The sequence below is a fragment of the Phyllobacterium sp. A18/5-2 genome (assembly GCF_025452215.1).
GTDB classification, from domain to species: domain Bacteria; phylum Pseudomonadota; class Alphaproteobacteria; order Rhizobiales; family Rhizobiaceae; genus Phyllobacterium; species Phyllobacterium sophorae.
This window is the reverse complement of sequence record NZ_CP104967.1, coordinates 111,938-127,192: the sequence shown is the minus strand read 5'-3', so window position 1 is coordinate 127,192 and position 15,255 is coordinate 111,938. Positions and strand designations below refer to the sequence as shown.

At 56.2% G+C, this 15,255-nt stretch carries 12 protein-coding genes and 1 pseudogene; 8 read left to right on the top strand and 5 right to left on the bottom strand.

Features of this window, described 5'->3' with window-relative positions; translation table 11 throughout:
* Window positions 1-32 precede the first annotated feature (32 nt).
* The 7 genes from N8E89_RS19065 (at window position 33) to fhuB (ending at window position 9,632) form a co-directional block, all read left to right on the top strand.
* Window positions 33-1,055 carry a GNAT family N-acetyltransferase gene (locus N8E89_RS19065; protein WP_262262791.1) on the top strand — a complete coding sequence of 341 codons (1,023 nt, stop codon included), beginning with the start codon at window positions 33-35 and terminating at the stop codon, window positions 1,053-1,055.
* Window positions 1,052-2,464 (top strand): MATE family efflux transporter, encoded by a 1,413-nt coding sequence (locus N8E89_RS19060; protein ID WP_262262790.1) that lies wholly within the window; start codon window positions 1,052-1,054, stop codon window positions 2,462-2,464. The genes N8E89_RS19065 and N8E89_RS19060 overlap by 4 nt, the downstream gene beginning before the upstream one ends.
* Complete coding sequence (locus N8E89_RS19055; protein WP_262262789.1) at window positions 2,461-3,645, top strand: PLP-dependent transferase; 1,185 nt, start codon at window positions 2,461-2,463, stop codon at window positions 3,643-3,645. Before N8E89_RS19060 ends, N8E89_RS19055 begins: the two co-directional genes overlap by 4 nt.
* Window positions 3,646-3,829: 184 nt before the next feature.
* Window positions 3,830-5,989, top strand: coding sequence for a TonB-dependent siderophore receptor (locus N8E89_RS19050; RefSeq protein ID WP_262262788.1), 2,160 nt, complete (start codon window positions 3,830-3,832; stop codon window positions 5,987-5,989).
* Between the two features lie 10 nt (window positions 5,990-5,999).
* Entirely contained in the window at window positions 6,000-6,779 is a 780-nt protein-coding gene (locus tag N8E89_RS19045) for an ATP-binding cassette domain-containing protein (protein ID WP_262262787.1), read from the top strand.
* 10 nt (window positions 6,780-6,789) lie between these two features.
* Window positions 6,790-7,641, top strand: a complete 852-nt coding sequence (locus N8E89_RS19040) for an ABC transporter substrate-binding protein (protein WP_262262786.1) — start codon at window positions 6,790-6,792, stop codon at window positions 7,639-7,641.
* On the top strand, window positions 7,638-9,632 hold the full coding sequence (fhuB, locus tag N8E89_RS19035) for a Fe(3+)-hydroxamate ABC transporter permease FhuB (RefSeq protein ID WP_315975723.1): 1,995 nt from the start codon (window positions 7,638-7,640) through the stop codon (window positions 9,630-9,632). Before N8E89_RS19040 ends, fhuB begins: the two co-directional genes overlap by 4 nt.
* Here fhuB and N8E89_RS19030 read toward each other — a convergent pair.
* The 3 genes from N8E89_RS19030 to N8E89_RS19020 form a co-directional block, all read right to left on the bottom strand.
* Window positions 9,619-10,137 (bottom strand): sigma-70 family RNA polymerase sigma factor, encoded by a 519-nt coding sequence (locus N8E89_RS19030; RefSeq protein ID WP_262262784.1) that lies wholly within the window; start codon window positions 10,135-10,137, stop codon window positions 9,619-9,621. The two genes, fhuB and N8E89_RS19030, sit on opposite strands and share 14 nt — an antisense overlap.
* Before the next feature lie 408 nt (window positions 10,138-10,545).
* Window positions 10,546-10,953, bottom strand: a complete 408-nt coding sequence (locus tag N8E89_RS19025) for a VOC family protein (protein WP_262262783.1) — start codon at window positions 10,951-10,953, stop codon at window positions 10,546-10,548.
* A gap of 34 nt (window positions 10,954-10,987) precedes the next feature.
* A complete protein-coding gene (locus tag N8E89_RS19020; RefSeq protein ID WP_315975722.1) occupies window positions 10,988-11,491 on the bottom strand; it encodes a cupin domain-containing protein in 504 nt (167 codons plus the stop codon).
* Between the two features lie 704 nt (window positions 11,492-12,195).
* Here N8E89_RS19020 and N8E89_RS19015 point away from each other — a divergent pair.
* A complete protein-coding gene (locus N8E89_RS19015; RefSeq protein ID WP_262262782.1) occupies window positions 12,196-12,675 on the top strand; it encodes a class I SAM-dependent methyltransferase in 480 nt (159 codons plus the stop codon).
* Here N8E89_RS19015 and N8E89_RS19010 read toward each other — a convergent pair.
* A complete protein-coding gene (locus N8E89_RS19010; RefSeq protein WP_262262781.1) occupies window positions 12,658-13,533 on the bottom strand; it encodes an FkbM family methyltransferase in 876 nt (291 codons plus the stop codon). The two genes, N8E89_RS19015 and N8E89_RS19010, sit on opposite strands and share 18 nt — an antisense overlap.
* A pseudogene (locus N8E89_RS19005) lies at window positions 13,530-15,250 on the bottom strand (adenylate/guanylate cyclase domain-containing protein). The gene N8E89_RS19010 and the pseudogene N8E89_RS19005 overlap by 4 nt, the downstream one beginning before the upstream one ends.
* Between the last annotated feature and the right edge of the window lie 5 nt (window positions 15,251-15,255).

The window sequence follows — 15,255 nt, the reverse complement described above, 5'->3', positions numbered from 1 at the left end:
ACGGTTGCAGCGGGGATGCTGCGGAGTGTGCCATGACCCTTATATCCAAGCTTGCAAAGGAAACAGGTGTTGAACCGTTTCCGGTCTCATCCCAATTCTTAAAAGCAGGTACACCGCCAACCCAAGACACATTGGAGATTTCCACCGCCAGCGGCGCTTACACTTTATCGGTACAGCTGAACCCGAGCGAGGTTAAACTGGTATTGCCGAGTTTAGCAGAGACTGATGCGCTCGCCGTTCTGTCTTCTGCGGTCGAGTTCATGTCAGCGCAGTCTCGCGAGCCTAACCTGATCAAGATCGGGAATGTTCCGGCATCCGACTTTCCGCTTGGCACTTTTGAAGGCGATTATCTGACGATCGATCCGCGCGCTTTTTGGCAATGGCCAAACCCCTGGATTGCAAGGCCGGCCTATCCGCACCCGCAGGTGCACGTTATGAGCAATGGCCAGTATCATCCCAAACGGTCGCAAAAGCCGGTCGGTGTCGTTTACGAGCGCTATATTCCCTGGCTCGACCAGGTGCTGTCATTCCGCGTTGCCGATCCTCGGGCCGACCTTGAGCATTTCCATGGATGGATGAATAACGAGCAGGTCAATGACATCTGGGAAGACGGCGGCGATCGCGACAAGCATCGGTTAATTCTTGAGGAACGCCTGCGCGATCCGCACATGCTGGCGCTGATTGGCAGCTTCGATGGTGTCCCATTTGGGTATTTCGAGGTGTACTGGGCCAAGGAAAACCGGCTCGGGCCATATTACGATGCGCAGGATTATGATCGCGGCTGGCATGTCGCCATCGGAGAGCCGGCCTATCGCGGCAAAAAGTGGATCACCGCCTGGCTACCATCGCTGATGCATTTCATTTTTCTCGACGATCCGCGGACATATCGCATCGTTGGCGAACCGCGGGCCAGTCACGAACAGCAAATCCGTAATCTCGACCGTTCGGGATTTGCCAAGGTCAAGCATTTCGATTTTCCCCACAAACGCGCCATGCTGATGATGCTGACACGCGAGCGGTTCTTCGGTGATCGCCTTTGGATTCCCGCATCATGAGGGGCAAGCCGAAGCGCGCCTACTTTGCACCTGATGACCTGAACGACCCGGCGCTGACCCGCCTGATCTTGCGCCTTGGCATGCCTGCGGTGGCGGGCCTGTCGATCAATGCCGTGCACCATACGATCAACATGGTTTTCGTCGGCATGATAGGCAGTCAGGAGATCGCGGCGATTACCGTTGTTCTGCCGATCCTGATGATGATTGGTGCAATCGGCGAGGGGGTGGGGGTTGGCGTTGCCACGGCGGTCGGCCGCGCGCTTGGAGCTGCTGATCCGCAGCGCGCCAATGTCACCGCCTCGACGTTTGTTGTGCTGGCGATACCACTCGGCCTCGTGCTCACGGTGGGCATCTTGCTGTTCAAACGTGAACTGCTTGTCCTTTTTGGCGCCAGCCAAGCCATCCTACCGCTGGCCGAGCATTATCTTTCGATCGTTGCCTTTTCGGTGACGCTGACCATGTTGCAGATACTTTCTGATTTCATAGCCATTTCAGAAGGCAATACCCGCTTTAGCATGTGGACGCTGATGGGCTGCTTTGCCCTTAACATCATACTCGATGCGATCCTGATTTTCGGGTTCGATTTCGGGCTCGCCGGTTCGGCGATTGCCACCATCCTTTCCCAGATGGCAGCACTTGGTGCCTATGCGCTCTATTTCCGCAAGCAGGTCGGAACGCTGCATCTTGCCGCGCGGTTTGCCGTGTGGCGCGCCGATGTCCTCAAACCGGTGCTGTTCATCGGCTTGCCGACGATGCTCACCAGCATGTTGAGCAGCATCAGTTTCGCAGTTCTGTTCTCCGTTGCCGGTTTTTATCGCGGCGATAGCGGTATTGCCGGGGTCGGTATCGCCATGCGTGTTCTCACGCTCGGTATGCTGCCGATCATCGGCCTTTCGCTTGGCGGTCAGGCCGTCCTGAGTTTCGCCTGGGGCGCGAACAATCCAGCGCGATTGCTTGGTGCGTCAAGCACGCTTTTAAAACTCACCTCGGGCTTTGCCGTTCTTTACGGTTCTGCGGCCGTGCTCTTGCGCTATCCCATTGCCACGATCTTCACCGATGACGCGGAGATTGCCAAGATTGCTGCATTGACCATTATCGTCGCGCACATCCCGTTCATATTCTTTGGCGCCCGGCAAATTCTCGTTGTTCTCCTGCAGGCACAGGGCAGGGCGCGCCTGGCTGGAGCGGTTAGTGTGGCCCAGAACGGTTATTTCCTGCTGCCGTTGCTGTTCATCCTGCCGCATTGGTTTGCCTTCGACGGCGTTCTTGCCAGCCTCTTTTTGGCACCAGCCCTGACGGCACTCATGTCTTTGGCCATCCTCGCTGTGACCCTGCGCCAGCTGCGTGGCCATTCGCCATCCATCCCGATTACCAGTTTCAACAATACCGTGTCTGAGAGGGCATCATGAACAAAGCCATGCCACCCCAAGAGTTTGATGTCGAAATGGCGGACGATCTGTTTTCTCCCATCGATGCCGCAGCCTTCAATGCGGTCTCGCCGCCCATCTTCCAAACGTCGCTGTTCACCTATGACAGCTATGAGGCGATGGAAGATGTGTTCGCGGGACGCTCGCGCAATTACATCTATTCGCGCGGCGACAATCCGACGGTGCGTGAATTCGAACTTTTGACCGCGCGCCTTGAAGGCGCCGAAGATGGTCGCGGCTTTTCCAGTGGTACGGCGGCAATTACCGCAACGATCCTCAGTCTCGTAGAAGCCGGTGACCGCGTCGTCGCCGTCCAGCATCTCTACAATGATATCTACCGCCTGTTCGTCAAACTGCTTGGCCGCTTCGGCGTCACGGTGGATTTTGTCGACCCGTCCAACCATGATGAGGTGCGCGCGGCGCTGCCGGGCGCAAAACTGCTCTATCTGGAAAACCCGACATCAATGGTTTTCGAATTGCAGGACATTGAGGCCCTGACCACAATGGCCAAGGAATATGGTGTTACGACCGTTATTGACAATTCCTGGGCAACGCCGCTGTTCCAAAAGCCAATCCAGCACGGCGTCGATATCGTCATTCATGCGGCATCAAAATATCTCGGCGGGCACAGCGACACGGTTGCCGGCGTGGTCGTCGGTCCGCGCGACCTGATCGCCAAAATCAACAGCTCGACCTACCCCTATATAGGCGCGAAACTGTCGCCTTTTGAAGCCTGGCTGCTTTTGCGCGGTATCCGGACTTTGAAGGTGCGATTGAAGGAGCACATGCATAACGGGCTCATACTCTCCAAGCATCTGCAGCAGCATCGCGATATTGCGCTTGTTCGCCATCCTGCATTTTCTGATCACCCTGGCAAGAAGACCCTGACGGGCTTTTCCGGTCTGTTTGCCTTTGATCTGAGCCCGGACCTCGATGTGGCGCGTTTTGTCAATGCGCTGCGTCATATCAGGCTTGGCGTCAGCTGGGGAGGACCTGAAACGCTCGTTGTTCCTGCCAAAGCCGCCTTGCAGATCCCTGATCGCATGACGTCCTTTGTCCGCTTCGGTGTGAACCCGCAAACGATCCGCTTTGCCGTCGGGTTGGAGCAACCGGAAATCATCTGGAACGACATCCAGCAGGCACTGCACAGCGCCCGCCTGTAGTTTTGAAGCCACAGCCGCAGCGCGATTTGGCAAGGCGCGTGAAAAAAGGCGGCATATCATCGATCGCGCCTTGACTCTTATAATATGACAAATGTAGTCATCTTTAAACATGAGTACGATTCTCATATAAATTCTCAAGCAGAGTCAAAGTTTTACAAGGGGTGTGGTCATGCGGGGATGCACGATGGTTATGGCAAATGACGCCAGTTTAACGGGCTACAGGCGTCGTGCACGATTGCTCATGACCACCTCCATTGCCGGTCTCATGCTGGCAAATGTGGCAATGGCCCAGGAAGCGCCCAGCATCCAGTTGAACACCATTGTCATTGACGGTGATACAAGCCCGATTGGCCCCGACAAGGGCTATATTGCCAAGAACACGACCATGGGCACAAAAACCGACACGCCGCTGCGCGAAATACCGCAGTCGATTTCCGTCATCACCCGCGAGCAGATGGATGACCGGTTTTCCGAGCGCGTCGAGGATACGATTGCCTATACATCCGGGGTGACGGCTTCGCCCTGGGGCGTTGACGAGCGCTTTGACCAATTTTTGATCCGGGGGTTTGATGTTGGCCCTTACGCGCTCTTCCGCGATGGGCTGCCGCAAAAGGCCATCGATTTTTCAGGTTTCAAAGTCGAGCCATACGCCCTTCAACGGGTTGAAGTCCTCAAGGGCCCGGCATCGGTGCTTTACGGCGCAAACGAAGTGGGCGGTCTCGTCAATCTGGTGACAAAGCGGCCAACCAGGGACCCGCTTTATAGCGCCTATGCGAGCTATGGATCCTTCAATACGTATGAAGTGGGTATCGATGCGGGCGGTCCGCTCGACAAGGAAGGCGTTTGGACCTACCGCCTGACGGGGCTTTTTCGTGACGGAGAGCTGGAAAAGGACTTCTCCAAGAACAATCGGGTTTTCATTGCGCCCGCCATTACATGGTCGCCGAGTGCCGATACCTCGCTGACAATTCTCGCCAACTACCAGTGGGACGAATTGACGCCAAACACGTTCCTGCCAATTGCCAGCCCGCTCAATCCCACCTTGCCGAAATTCTCGCGCAGCTTCACCACATCCGATCCGAATTTCGACCGTTTTGACGCAAATCATGGCTCGATCGGCTACCAGTTCGAGCACAGCTTCAACGAGGCTTGGACTATCCGGCAGAACCTTCGATACTCGCAGCAGGACACGGATTACCGCCATCTCTACTATTCGAGCATGATCGACGATCACACAATGAACCGCACGGCGTTTACTGTTGATGAGACGGCGACGATCTTCAGTGTCGATAATGGCGTGCAATATGACTATGAAGGCACGCGGATAAAGAACACGTTGCTTATGGGGCTGGACTATACCCGCCAGACCGTTGACGGACAAAATGGCTTTGATACCGGGCCGACGCTGGATATCAATGACCCCGTCTATGGACTGGATGTTGCGGCGCCGGCGATCTATCTCGACCGCAGACAGACAATCGATCAGGTTGGGCTCTACGCCCAAACTCAGACGAAATTCGACGATCACTGGTTGCTGACCCTCGGCGGGCGCCAGTCATGGGTTGAAGACAAGAATTATGACCGCTTGAGCGGCACGACCTCGGAACAATCCGACAGCGCCTTTAGCGGCAGGGCCGGCCTTGGTTATCTGTTTGACAATGGCTTGACGCCCTATATCAGCTATTCGGAATCTTTTAGCCCAACCATCGGCCAAGGCTCTACAGGCGAGACGTTTTCCCCGTCAGAAGGCAAGCAGTATGAAGCCGGCGTGAAGTACGAACCGGACTTCTTCCCGGGAACAGTGACCGGGTCCGTTTTCGAAATCACCAAGTCCAATGTGCTGACACCTGATCCCGATGATCCGAATTTCCAGGTCCAGACCGGTGAAGTTCGCCACCGCGGCTTCGAACTTGAGACAGTGGTGGATCTCTTCCACGGTATTAGCCTGACCGGCAGTTACACCTATCTTGATGCTGAAATTACATCGAGCAATACCGAGGGAGAACTGGGCAATCGCCCGGCACTGGTGCCCGAGCATCAAGCGGCGATTTGGGCGAAATACACATTCGAAACCGGTGTTCTCGACGGGCTGAATGTTGGATCCGGCGTGCGCTATGTCGGCAGTTCCTTTGGAGACAACGCCAACCAGATCAAGGTGGATAGCTATACGCTTGTCGATGCCGCGATCAGCTATGAGAAGAATGGCTGGAAGGGATCACTCAAGGCGAGCAATGTCTTCGACAAGGAGTATTATGCAACCTGTGCTGGCGACAACGATGGCAGTCCCATGTGCATTTATGGCGAGGGACGCGCTGTCAAGGCAGCGCTCTCGGCCAAATTCTAGGCGGCAGGCGATGAACAGAACGTCGTTTTCCTTGAATGGAATCAGCTTCAAAGTCGATGGCAAGACCTTGCTCCATCCGCTGACCCTGGACGTTCCGCGTGGCCAGGTCGTCGGCATTCTCGGCCATAATGGTTCCGGCAAATCGACATTGCTGAAGATATTGGCGCGCTTTCAATCGCCGACCAGCGGAAGCGCGAAATGCCTTGAACAGGAGCTGGCATCATTCCGCTCGAAGGACTATGCGCGCAAGGTCGCCTATCTGCCGCAGCAAACACCGGACACGGACGGGATGACGGTGAAGGAAGTCGTTGCCTTGGGGCGCTACCCCTGGCACGGGGCGCTTGGGCGGTTTTCAGGTGCCGACAAGGCGAAGGTAGAAAACGCGCTGGCGCTGACGTCGCTGACGGCAATGGCGGATCGCATCGTCGATACATTGTCGGGGGGCGAGCGGCAGCGCGCGTTTCTCGCCATGCTTATTGCGCAGGACACCGAGTGTCTTTTGCTGGATGAGCCGATCTCAGCTCTTGATATCAATCATCAGATCGAAGTCATGCGGCTCATCCGCATGCTGGCACACGAGCATAGCCGGTCGGTCCTCATCGTATTGCACGATATCAATATGGCTGCACGCTATTGCGACCGGCTGATTGCCTTATCCGGCGGCAAGCTTGTGGCCAACGGCGAGACCGACGCGCTCATTACGGCAGACAGGCTTGACGCCATCTATGGCGTGCGTATGGGGATCTTCAGGCACCCGCAAACACACACGCCCATCAGCTACGTCCTTTGAAATGACCAAAATGCGCAGACGCAACTTTCTGTTTGGCTCGGCGGCATTTGCCGCCTCCCTGAGTCCAGTGCCGGGCAGGGCGGCTGCACCAAGGGTCGTTGCGCTGGATTATGGTCTGGCACAGACGTTGATTGAGCTTGGTGTCCCGCCAATTGGTCTGATTGATACGCAAGGGTGGGCCGAATGGCCCATTGAACCGCCACTGCCGCCAAGTGTCGTTAACATTGGCTCATCCTTTGAAGTCAATATGGAGCTGCTGCAGCTGCTAAAGCCTGACCTGATCATCTCCACACCCTATCTCGAATGGGTCAGACCGCAGCTGGAACAAATCGCGCCGGTCAAATCGTTCCCAATTCATGCGCTCGGTTCATCGCCCTATCCGCACATCATTGCTGCAACGCGCGAACTTGGGCGCATGCTTGGACGCCAGGGCGAAGCCGAAGCATTGATCGATCGCACCGACAATGAATTGCAAGTGGCAAGGGCATCAACGCGACATCTGGGCAAGCTTGCAGTCATCACGTTCATAGATGCCCGCAACATCCGCGTTTACGGCCCTGGCGGTATTTTTCAGGATGTCTTCGATCGTCTCGAGCTGGAGAATGCGTGGCCGCACCCCACCAATGAATGGGGCTTTGGTGATACCAGCATGGCCGGTCTCATCGATGTCGGCGACAGCCGGCTTTTCTACATGGATCCTGTTCCGCCAGATCTCCTGGCAACCCTGTCTGAAAGCCCGCTGTGGCAAAGTATGCCGTTCGTCAAGAACGGGCATGCGCAGCGCATGGCGAGTGTTTTGATGTTCGGCACGCTCCCTGCCGCCTCACGCTTTGCCCGACTGCTCACTGAAGCTGCCGCATGAAATCGCTGTATCCTCATCCTTTGTTTTGGGCAGGTTTGTTTTCGTGTGTTGCCCTTGCTATCACAGCGCTCAATCTTGGGCCTATGATCAGCATCATTGGATGGCGTGCAGCTTTTTCAGCGCCATCGCCCAACGACAGTTTGGCAGTCCTTGTCCACTATAGTTTGCTTCCGCGCCTGGCCATGGCGTGCGTTTGTGGCTTTGCGCTCGGATTATCCGGCATGCTGCTCCAGCATGTGCTGCGCAATCCGCTGGCCTCACCGTCAACCTTGGGTGTAGAGGCAGGCGCACAGCTTGCTCTCGCAATGGCCATGTTGTGGTTCCCCGCGCTTCTTGGTTGGAGCCGCGATGCGACGACGGCTCTCGGAGGCTTTGCTGCCCTGGCTCTTGTCTTTGCGGCAGCCTGGCGGCTCAAATTCCAGCCGGTCGCCATCATTCTTAGCGGATTGGTCATTGGCCTTTATTGCACTGCGATCGTTACCTTGCTGACCTTGATGAACGATCATTACCTATCGGGCCTGTTCATCTGGGGCGGCGGGTCGCTGAACCAGAATGATTGGCGCCAGGTTCAAGGATTGTTTCCAAAAGTCGTTGCCTGCAGCTTTCTTGCATTTATGCTGGCGCGGCAGCTGAGCGTCCTGACGTTGGGCGATACTGCGCAAAGCCTTGGAATCAAATTGCAATTCACCCGCGTTTGCGTGCTGTTTGTCGCGGTAGCACTGACTGCGTTCACCGTCAGTGCCGTTGGAGTAATTGGCTTTCTCGGGCTTGCAGCGCCGGCCATTGCGCGTGCACTTGGTGCAAGGCGCATCAAGTCCCGCATGATGGTTTCGCCGCTCATTGGCTCGCTATTGCTGGTCATCATCGATCAGGTTTTGCAAATTTATGCTGCAAAAACTTCTGTGCATCTTCCAACTGGTGCCATCACCGCGCTGATCGGTGTGCCTGTCCTCTTGATTGTTATCTTGCGGCGCGGACGTTCGATGCTGACCGCAGCCGAAGGCAAAGTGGCAATCACGGCAAGCAGGCTCCCCATGCGTGTGATAGCAAGCATCGCGCTTTTGTTATTGGTGGTTGCATCGATTGCGGTATTTGTCGGCCGGGATGTCGGCGGGGCGTGGATAAGTCAAAGCGGTGCAACGCTCGGATCTCTCCTGCCATGGCGCGGGCCCCGGCTCGTTGCTGCAATGTCCGCGGGGTTGATGCTGGCACTGGCCGGCAGCTTGCTGCAGCGGCTCACCGGCAATTCGATGGCAAGCCCGGAAGTTCTTGGCGTCAGCGCCGCGACGGCATTCGGGCAGCTTTGCGTCCTGTTTCTTGTGGCCGAGCCAACCTATGGCCACAGGGTGTTCGGTGGTTTTTCGGGCGCCGCGATCGTGCTCACTGTGCTTTTTGCCATGAGCCGCAAGGTGCATTCCGGCAACCAGTTTCTCATTATTGGCGTATCGCTGGGGGCATTGCTGAGCGCATTGATCTCAGTCATTCTTGCCTCTGGAGACCCGCGTGCTCTTTCGCTGATCAGCTGGATGGCAGGTTCGACCTATGGGATAAGCCGCCAAATCGCATGGATATCATTGGCGTTTGCGGTCAGTGGTTTGGCTGCGGTAACGCTTTTTCTGCGGCCATTGCAGCAATTTTCACTTGGGGATATCTCGGCGCACTCTCACGGTGTCGACGTTGCGAAATTCCGCGTTATGATTCTTGGCTTTGCGGCCTTGTTGACAGCCATCGCCACTTTGGTCGTGGGTCCGCTAAGCTTCGTTGGACTGATGGCCCCCCATATGGCGCAGCGCCTTGGACTGACACGTGGTCTGGCCCATTTATTGGGGTCGGCGCTGCTCGGGGCGCTGCTGATGGCGATCGCGGATTTCATCGGACGCACAATCTATTTCCCGTGGCAATTGCCCACGGGCCTTGTCGCGACACTGCTCGGAGGTCCGGTGTTCGCGCTCCTGCTGATCCGCACCGGGCGTCGATCTATGCAGCATTGAGGATGTGCTGGCAGGCGCGGTGCGCGTCCTTGATCATGAAGTTAACGAGGGTTCTGGATACGCCGAGCTCTTCGGCAATATCTTTTTGCGGAACGCCGTCTATACGGTGACGGACGAAGGCGTCGTGGGTGCGTTGCGGCAGATTTTTCAATGAGTTGAGCACCTCGCGCAGTGTTTCTGTACTGACGAGGCAATCGAGCGCGCTAACACATGGGGCAGGGATGGACTCTATCCCGTCGATAGGCCTCATGCTGAGCCTTTCATGGGTCTTTTTGCGGGCCGCGTCGACGGCGAGATTATAGACCATCCGGCACGCGTACCCGACCGGGCAATGAATCCAATCAGGTCGCATGCTACAGGCCTTAACGACAGCATCATGGAAGATATCTTCAGATTGGGCGTGAGAATGCAGTATTCCGTCAGCGATTTTTATAAGTTTTGGTTTGTATTGAATAAGCGCATCGACAAGAACATTGCTATTATACGAGTCTTGTTCTTTTTCCATTTTTGCAAATCTTTGCCAAGTGATTACAGTGAGGAGGTAATAGCTTCATAGCGCGCAGTTTTATTCAAAATGCGTGCGTAAAGCCGACCGTCAATGTTACGGCGTCAGCTATAATTTAACATGATAAAAAGAGTCAAGTTATTAAACCAAAATAGTTAGTCAAAGCCGCCGTCAGCAGTCTTTCTCACCAGAACCCGGTTAAGGGTCGCGACTCTGGAGAGCGCCTAAGACGCCATTGGACCATTCCAGCCGCAGTTGGGGCAAAATAGACTTGAGCATCTGCCACGAAGGTTGCGGCACGGGTTCCCGCGGCGTTTTTCTATTTCCGCGTCGCCACAAAGATGCGTTCCAACATCGTCGCGGCCCGATGCGAGGGAAGGCCTTGGACCGCAGAGAAGCGGAGCGCTGCTAGGAAGGGTCTTCGAAGCTGATCCGGATAAACTCGGCCGATTTTTCTGCAGGGCCGTGGTACACCGCCTCAACATTATTGCCGTCTGGATCCAATAAGAAGGCTGCATAATATCCCGGATGGTAGTGGCGCTCCCCTGGCGCGCCATTATCCTTGCCCCCGGCCTCAAGGCCAGCGTTGTAAAAACGCTGGACAGCATCTCGGTCGCGTGCCTGGAAAGCAAAATGCACACGGGTTGCCGGCTTCCCCGCGTCGATCCACAATTCGTCAGCATAAAAGTGATCACCACCATCGACAACCTCGATACCAAACGTACCTAACACTGCTTGGTAGAACCGCTTGCTTTCAACAAGATTGGCAGAATGAAGGTGCAGGTGGTCGATCAGCCGTCCACGCTTGAGTTCCATAATGATTTCCTCTCTCCATGTTTGCGTATTGCGATCAGGGCAATTTCCATAGGTCAATCAAGGGGCCGCCAGGCCCAATGACCGGGTCCGAGGCTGGCAGCGCCAGCGATTCGATCGTGCCCAAGCCCTGGGCATCAGCCCTTGTTGTGCAGATATCGGCATATTGATGGGGTGGGTAGCCGCCGACGACCAGGAAATCCGCGCTGCTGTCAATCTTGCGATGACCTGTTCCTGCCGGCAGGACAACGCAATCGCCTGCTGACACGTCAAACGCCCGCCCAGCGGGGCCGCCCAGAAGAACGCGTCCGGTTCCCTGGGCAATGCCGAGAACCTCGTGGGCTTTGGTATGGTAGTGCTGATAAGAGAATATGCCGTTACGCCAACAGCCTTGCCACCCATTTGCCAAGAAGCGTTGTTCAAAAAGGTCGGCAAGATTGCCATTGGCGGCAATCACCGAAGAATAATAAAGGACGGGCAGATTTTTATTGTTTGGCACCCAGTCACTTGGACCGAACATGATTGCGAGCGGTAACAACACCGTGCCTCCGTGCGAGATCGACTATTGGGGAAGAAAGCCAAAAACGTGAAATGGTTCCCGTCGCACACTGAATATGACCCTTTCTTTGCGGCCAACAGCTGCCTGGCGCAGCAGTCGTGACTTGCCGATGCGACGGCGTCCATAGGCTATGACCAGCGAGGCTCCAGGCTTGTTGAGTTCGCGCGCAACCCGCTTTAACTCGCGTTCTCGTCCCACGAATCGGGGCCATTGGTTGTCTCTTCCGTTATAATCACGATTATAATAAGAGAAGAGGACGAACCTGCCACCGGTCATAAGCGGTCGGTCTGGTGGTCTTTGCTACGAATGCCGAAAAACTCCCGCACCAAGACCAGATCCTCAAGATGGTCAGGCCTAACAGGGTGAGAGGGGCGAAAACCATCGTCGCAGCATATCCGCGTGGTACTACATCCAAAGTTACATCTTGGGGCGTCAGGGCCGAAATCAAATCTTGTGGCACTTGCTCCATAATGCCGGAAAAGTGGCCTCAGCTTTTGTCAGAATCACAATTTTTTGTCCAGGATCAGGTGGTTTCTATGCAAGAATGGAGCGAATCTCTCTCAAACTCTTCTCTGATGGCTTCTGGACTGGTCTCGTTTTCTCAAGGTGACACTCCAGCGGTCGACCACCGATGGGCAGCATGTTAGGCCCACCTCGCATATCAAAATAATGGAAACCGAAATCTCATGAGCCGGCTCGACAGCTTCATCTTCCGCATGACCGCGCAGCGCGAAATTCTCAATCACCTTACCGGTAAGTTGGATGGGCTCGATGGGCCGATACTCGAGCTTGGTCTGGGCAACGGCCGCACGTTTGATCATTTGCGCGAATGTTTTCCGGATCGAAGGATCATCGTCTTTGACCGGGCCGTTGGCGCGCACAAGACCTCAACGCCGGAGCCGGAAAACATGGTCGTTGGCGAGATCAGGGAGACCGCGCAGCAATACATCGGGGTCAATGCTGCTCTTGCGCATGTCGATATCGGCACGGGCTATGACGAGAAGGATGCGATCACGCTGACCTGGTTACCGCAACTCATGGCTGGGCTTGTTGCACCGAACGGTTTTGCGGTGAGCGGCCTTGAACTGCAGCATCCGCACCTTGAGCCTTTGCCGATGCCGCCGGGGGTCGAGAAAGGCCGCTACTTCCTATACCGCCGCGTTTGAGGCCTCAAATAACAGCAGGTCAAACTGTTGCTCTTTAACGGGAATGTCTTTGACCTTCGCTGGAGCGATGGCGTTGTCGCGAACGATCAGGCAGTCCTCGTAGAAACCGGCGAGGTAGTCCACGAAGGCCGTGCTTTGCTGCGGGCCGTAAAAAACCGGCGAAAACTCCATGTAGAGCGGAACTCTGCGAGCCAGCAGCGCTTCCATCGAGCGGCAGGCAAGCGGCTCATAGCCCTCGATGTCCATCCAGATCAGCCCGACCTCATGAAGGGGGGTCGCGGCCTCCGCAAGGATCGTGCTGACAGGTTTGACCGGAACGACAATCTCGCGGTCACCCGCGCTTTGCGCAAATGCGCTGCTCTTGCCGTAATTGTCCTGGTGCTGGAAGAAATCGATCATCCCTTCGCTCTCGCCGGCGGCTGAATTGACGAGCGTCACCAGATCGGCGAGCTTGTTTTGGGTGATATTGATGCGCAGAAGTTCAAAATTTCGCGGATCCGCCTCAACGCTGACAATGCGGGCAAAGGCCTTGCTCAAAGCGAAATAAATGGTCTGGGTACCGATATTGCCGCCAAGCTCAAGCAACGTGCTGCCTTGCCGCAACAGCTGCCTTTCCTGAAGGATGGCAAGCAGCCGGTTGACGCTGTCGCGTTCGAAGTTGCCCTTACGGAAGATTTTTTTGCCGATATAGTCGTTGGGAGCGAAGGTCATGATGTGATCGCCGCAATCGACGGTCATTGTCAGAACGCGCGGGCCGATGGCGTTGATCATCAGCTCGCGCCCGTAGCGTGTGTCGAAAAACCGTCCGGCGAGGCGGTTGCGCAGTTTTCGGCGTTGGCGCTTCCAGCTTGTACTCATGCGAACCGGCTGCTTGTTTCCTGGGAAATAATATAGACGCGCAGCGGTTCAGCCCTGCCGCGGATAGCAATCTCCCGGCTTTCCAGGTCGTCGGTATCCGAGCCGGCCAAAAGGATCGTCGGCTCCGAGACAACAACGGTGGCATCAAGTTCCTTGGCGACAGCTTTCCAGCCGGCTGGCAACGTTGACCGTGTCACCAATGGCCGTCAAGTTTTTGACCGATCCATAGCCCATGGCGCCGACGATCGCAGGGCCGCTGTGAATGCCGATGGCAACGCGAATTGGCATGGGCAGGTCGCCTGCCAGCTCCTCGTTGAGACGTTTGATTTCCTGCGCGATGGTTGCCGCTGCTTTGAGCGCATTGCGGCAGGCATCTTCGGGCGACCCCCTCAGTCCGAACAGGGCCATGGCCCCGTCGCCGATGAATTTGTCGACGCGGCCGCCCGACGTCTCCACGGCCTGACCGACAAGGGCGAAATAGCGGTTGAGCAGGAAGACGACATCATAGGGAAGCTGCGCTTCGGTCAGCATGGTGAAGCTGCGAATATCGCAAAAGAGGATGGCGATTTCCTGTTCGCGGCCAGGATTGGTCTGCTGGCTGCCGACCGGCACGATACCTTCGACGGACGGTACCAGCAGCGGCACAACACTGATATCGGTGACCGGATGAAGCTGACAGGCCAGGCGCACACCAGGATCGGCACCAATGCGGTTCAGCGTGACCTGCTCAATCGATTCGGGAGCCGGCAGTGTCGTCACGCCTTCGACAACCTGGACGCGGCAGGTTGAACAACGTCCCTTGCCCCCACAGACCGCATAATGGGGAATACCGCCCATGCGGCTTGCCTCCAGCACGCTGAATCCGCGCGGAACGTTAACGGTTTCCCCGCCTGGATAGCGAATTTGGATCTGGTCGGCCCGTTCGCGCCAACTGCGGCGTGTGCGCAGGGCAAAGACAAGTATCAAAGCGCCGGCAAATCCGCCGTAGAGCGAGTATTTTGCCATTTGCACGCGCTGCATTTGCGTTTCGAGCGCTGCCGATACCTGGCCGTATCCGCCAGCACCACGAGCCCTTGCATAGCCACTGCCGTAGCTCGACTGAACCGGTTCGCTTTCAAGAATCCGCCCGGTGTCGGCAAAGCCAAGCAGCGCAAGGACGGGAAGGAGAATAGCGAATGTAAGGAGAAACGGCGCAGCCCGATAGTACCAGTCGCGATAGCGTAGCCAAAAATGCACCCCGATACATCCATGGGTCCAGATGACGAGCAGCGCGATCGACTGGCGCAGACCGCTGGTCGGCGATCTCGATCCACAAGGTGCGTATCACCGCCTCGTAACTGTCCTGCAGGCCCATCATTTCGAAACGCACGCGCGTTGCAATGACGTGGTCGATAATGAGGAGCGGGATCAACAATCCAAGAATGACCTGCATCGCCTCGCGCATGGGCATGACGAGGGTCCGGTGCAGATAAAGTGAACGCATGACAAGCGTGACATGGACGAGAACTGCGCCATAAAGAATGAGCGTGCCAATGGGATTGCGCCAGATCGCTGTAAACCACAACCGTCCCTCTTCCGCGGCGGTCAAGGAAATCAGGTTGAGTGCGTGATTGCTGAGATGCAATGTCACAAAGACCAGCATGATCAGCCCTGAAACCAGCCGCGCCCTGCGCAGGGATCGTTCGGAGAAGCGAGGCGCTTGTGCAATGACTGTCATGAATA

What these genes read in the sequence shown, in the direction of transcription:
- N8E89_RS19065 (WP_262262791.1), top strand. Translation starts at nt 33, where the DNA reads ATGACCCTTATATCCAAGCTTGCAAAGGAAACAGGTGTTGAACCGTTT.
- N8E89_RS19060 (WP_262262790.1), top strand. Translation starts at nt 1,052, where the DNA reads ATGAGGGGCAAGCCGAAGCGCGCCTACTTTGCACCTGATGACCTGAAC.
- N8E89_RS19055 (WP_262262789.1), top strand. Translation starts at nt 2,461, where the DNA reads ATGAACAAAGCCATGCCACCCCAAGAGTTTGATGTCGAAATGGCGGAC.
- N8E89_RS19050 (WP_262262788.1), top strand. Translation starts at nt 3,830, where the DNA reads ATGGTTATGGCAAATGACGCCAGTTTAACGGGCTACAGGCGTCGTGCA.
- N8E89_RS19045 (WP_262262787.1), top strand. Translation starts at nt 6,000, where the DNA reads ATGAACAGAACGTCGTTTTCCTTGAATGGAATCAGCTTCAAAGTCGAT.
- N8E89_RS19040 (WP_262262786.1), top strand. Translation starts at nt 6,790, where the DNA reads ATGCGCAGACGCAACTTTCTGTTTGGCTCGGCGGCATTTGCCGCCTCC.
- fhuB (WP_315975723.1), top strand. Translation starts at nt 7,638, where the DNA reads ATGAAATCGCTGTATCCTCATCCTTTGTTTTGGGCAGGTTTGTTTTCG.
- N8E89_RS19030 (WP_262262784.1), bottom strand. Translation starts at nt 10,137, where the DNA reads ATGGAAAAAGAACAAGACTCGTATAATAGCAATGTTCTTGTCGATGCG.
- N8E89_RS19025 (WP_262262783.1), bottom strand. Translation starts at nt 10,953, where the DNA reads ATGGAACTCAAGCGTGGACGGCTGATCGACCACCTGCACCTTCATTCT.
- N8E89_RS19015 (WP_262262782.1), top strand. Translation starts at nt 12,196, where the DNA reads ATGAGCCGGCTCGACAGCTTCATCTTCCGCATGACCGCGCAGCGCGAA.
- N8E89_RS19010 (WP_262262781.1), bottom strand. Translation starts at nt 13,533, where the DNA reads ATGAGTACAAGCTGGAAGCGCCAACGCCGAAAACTGCGCAACCGCCTC.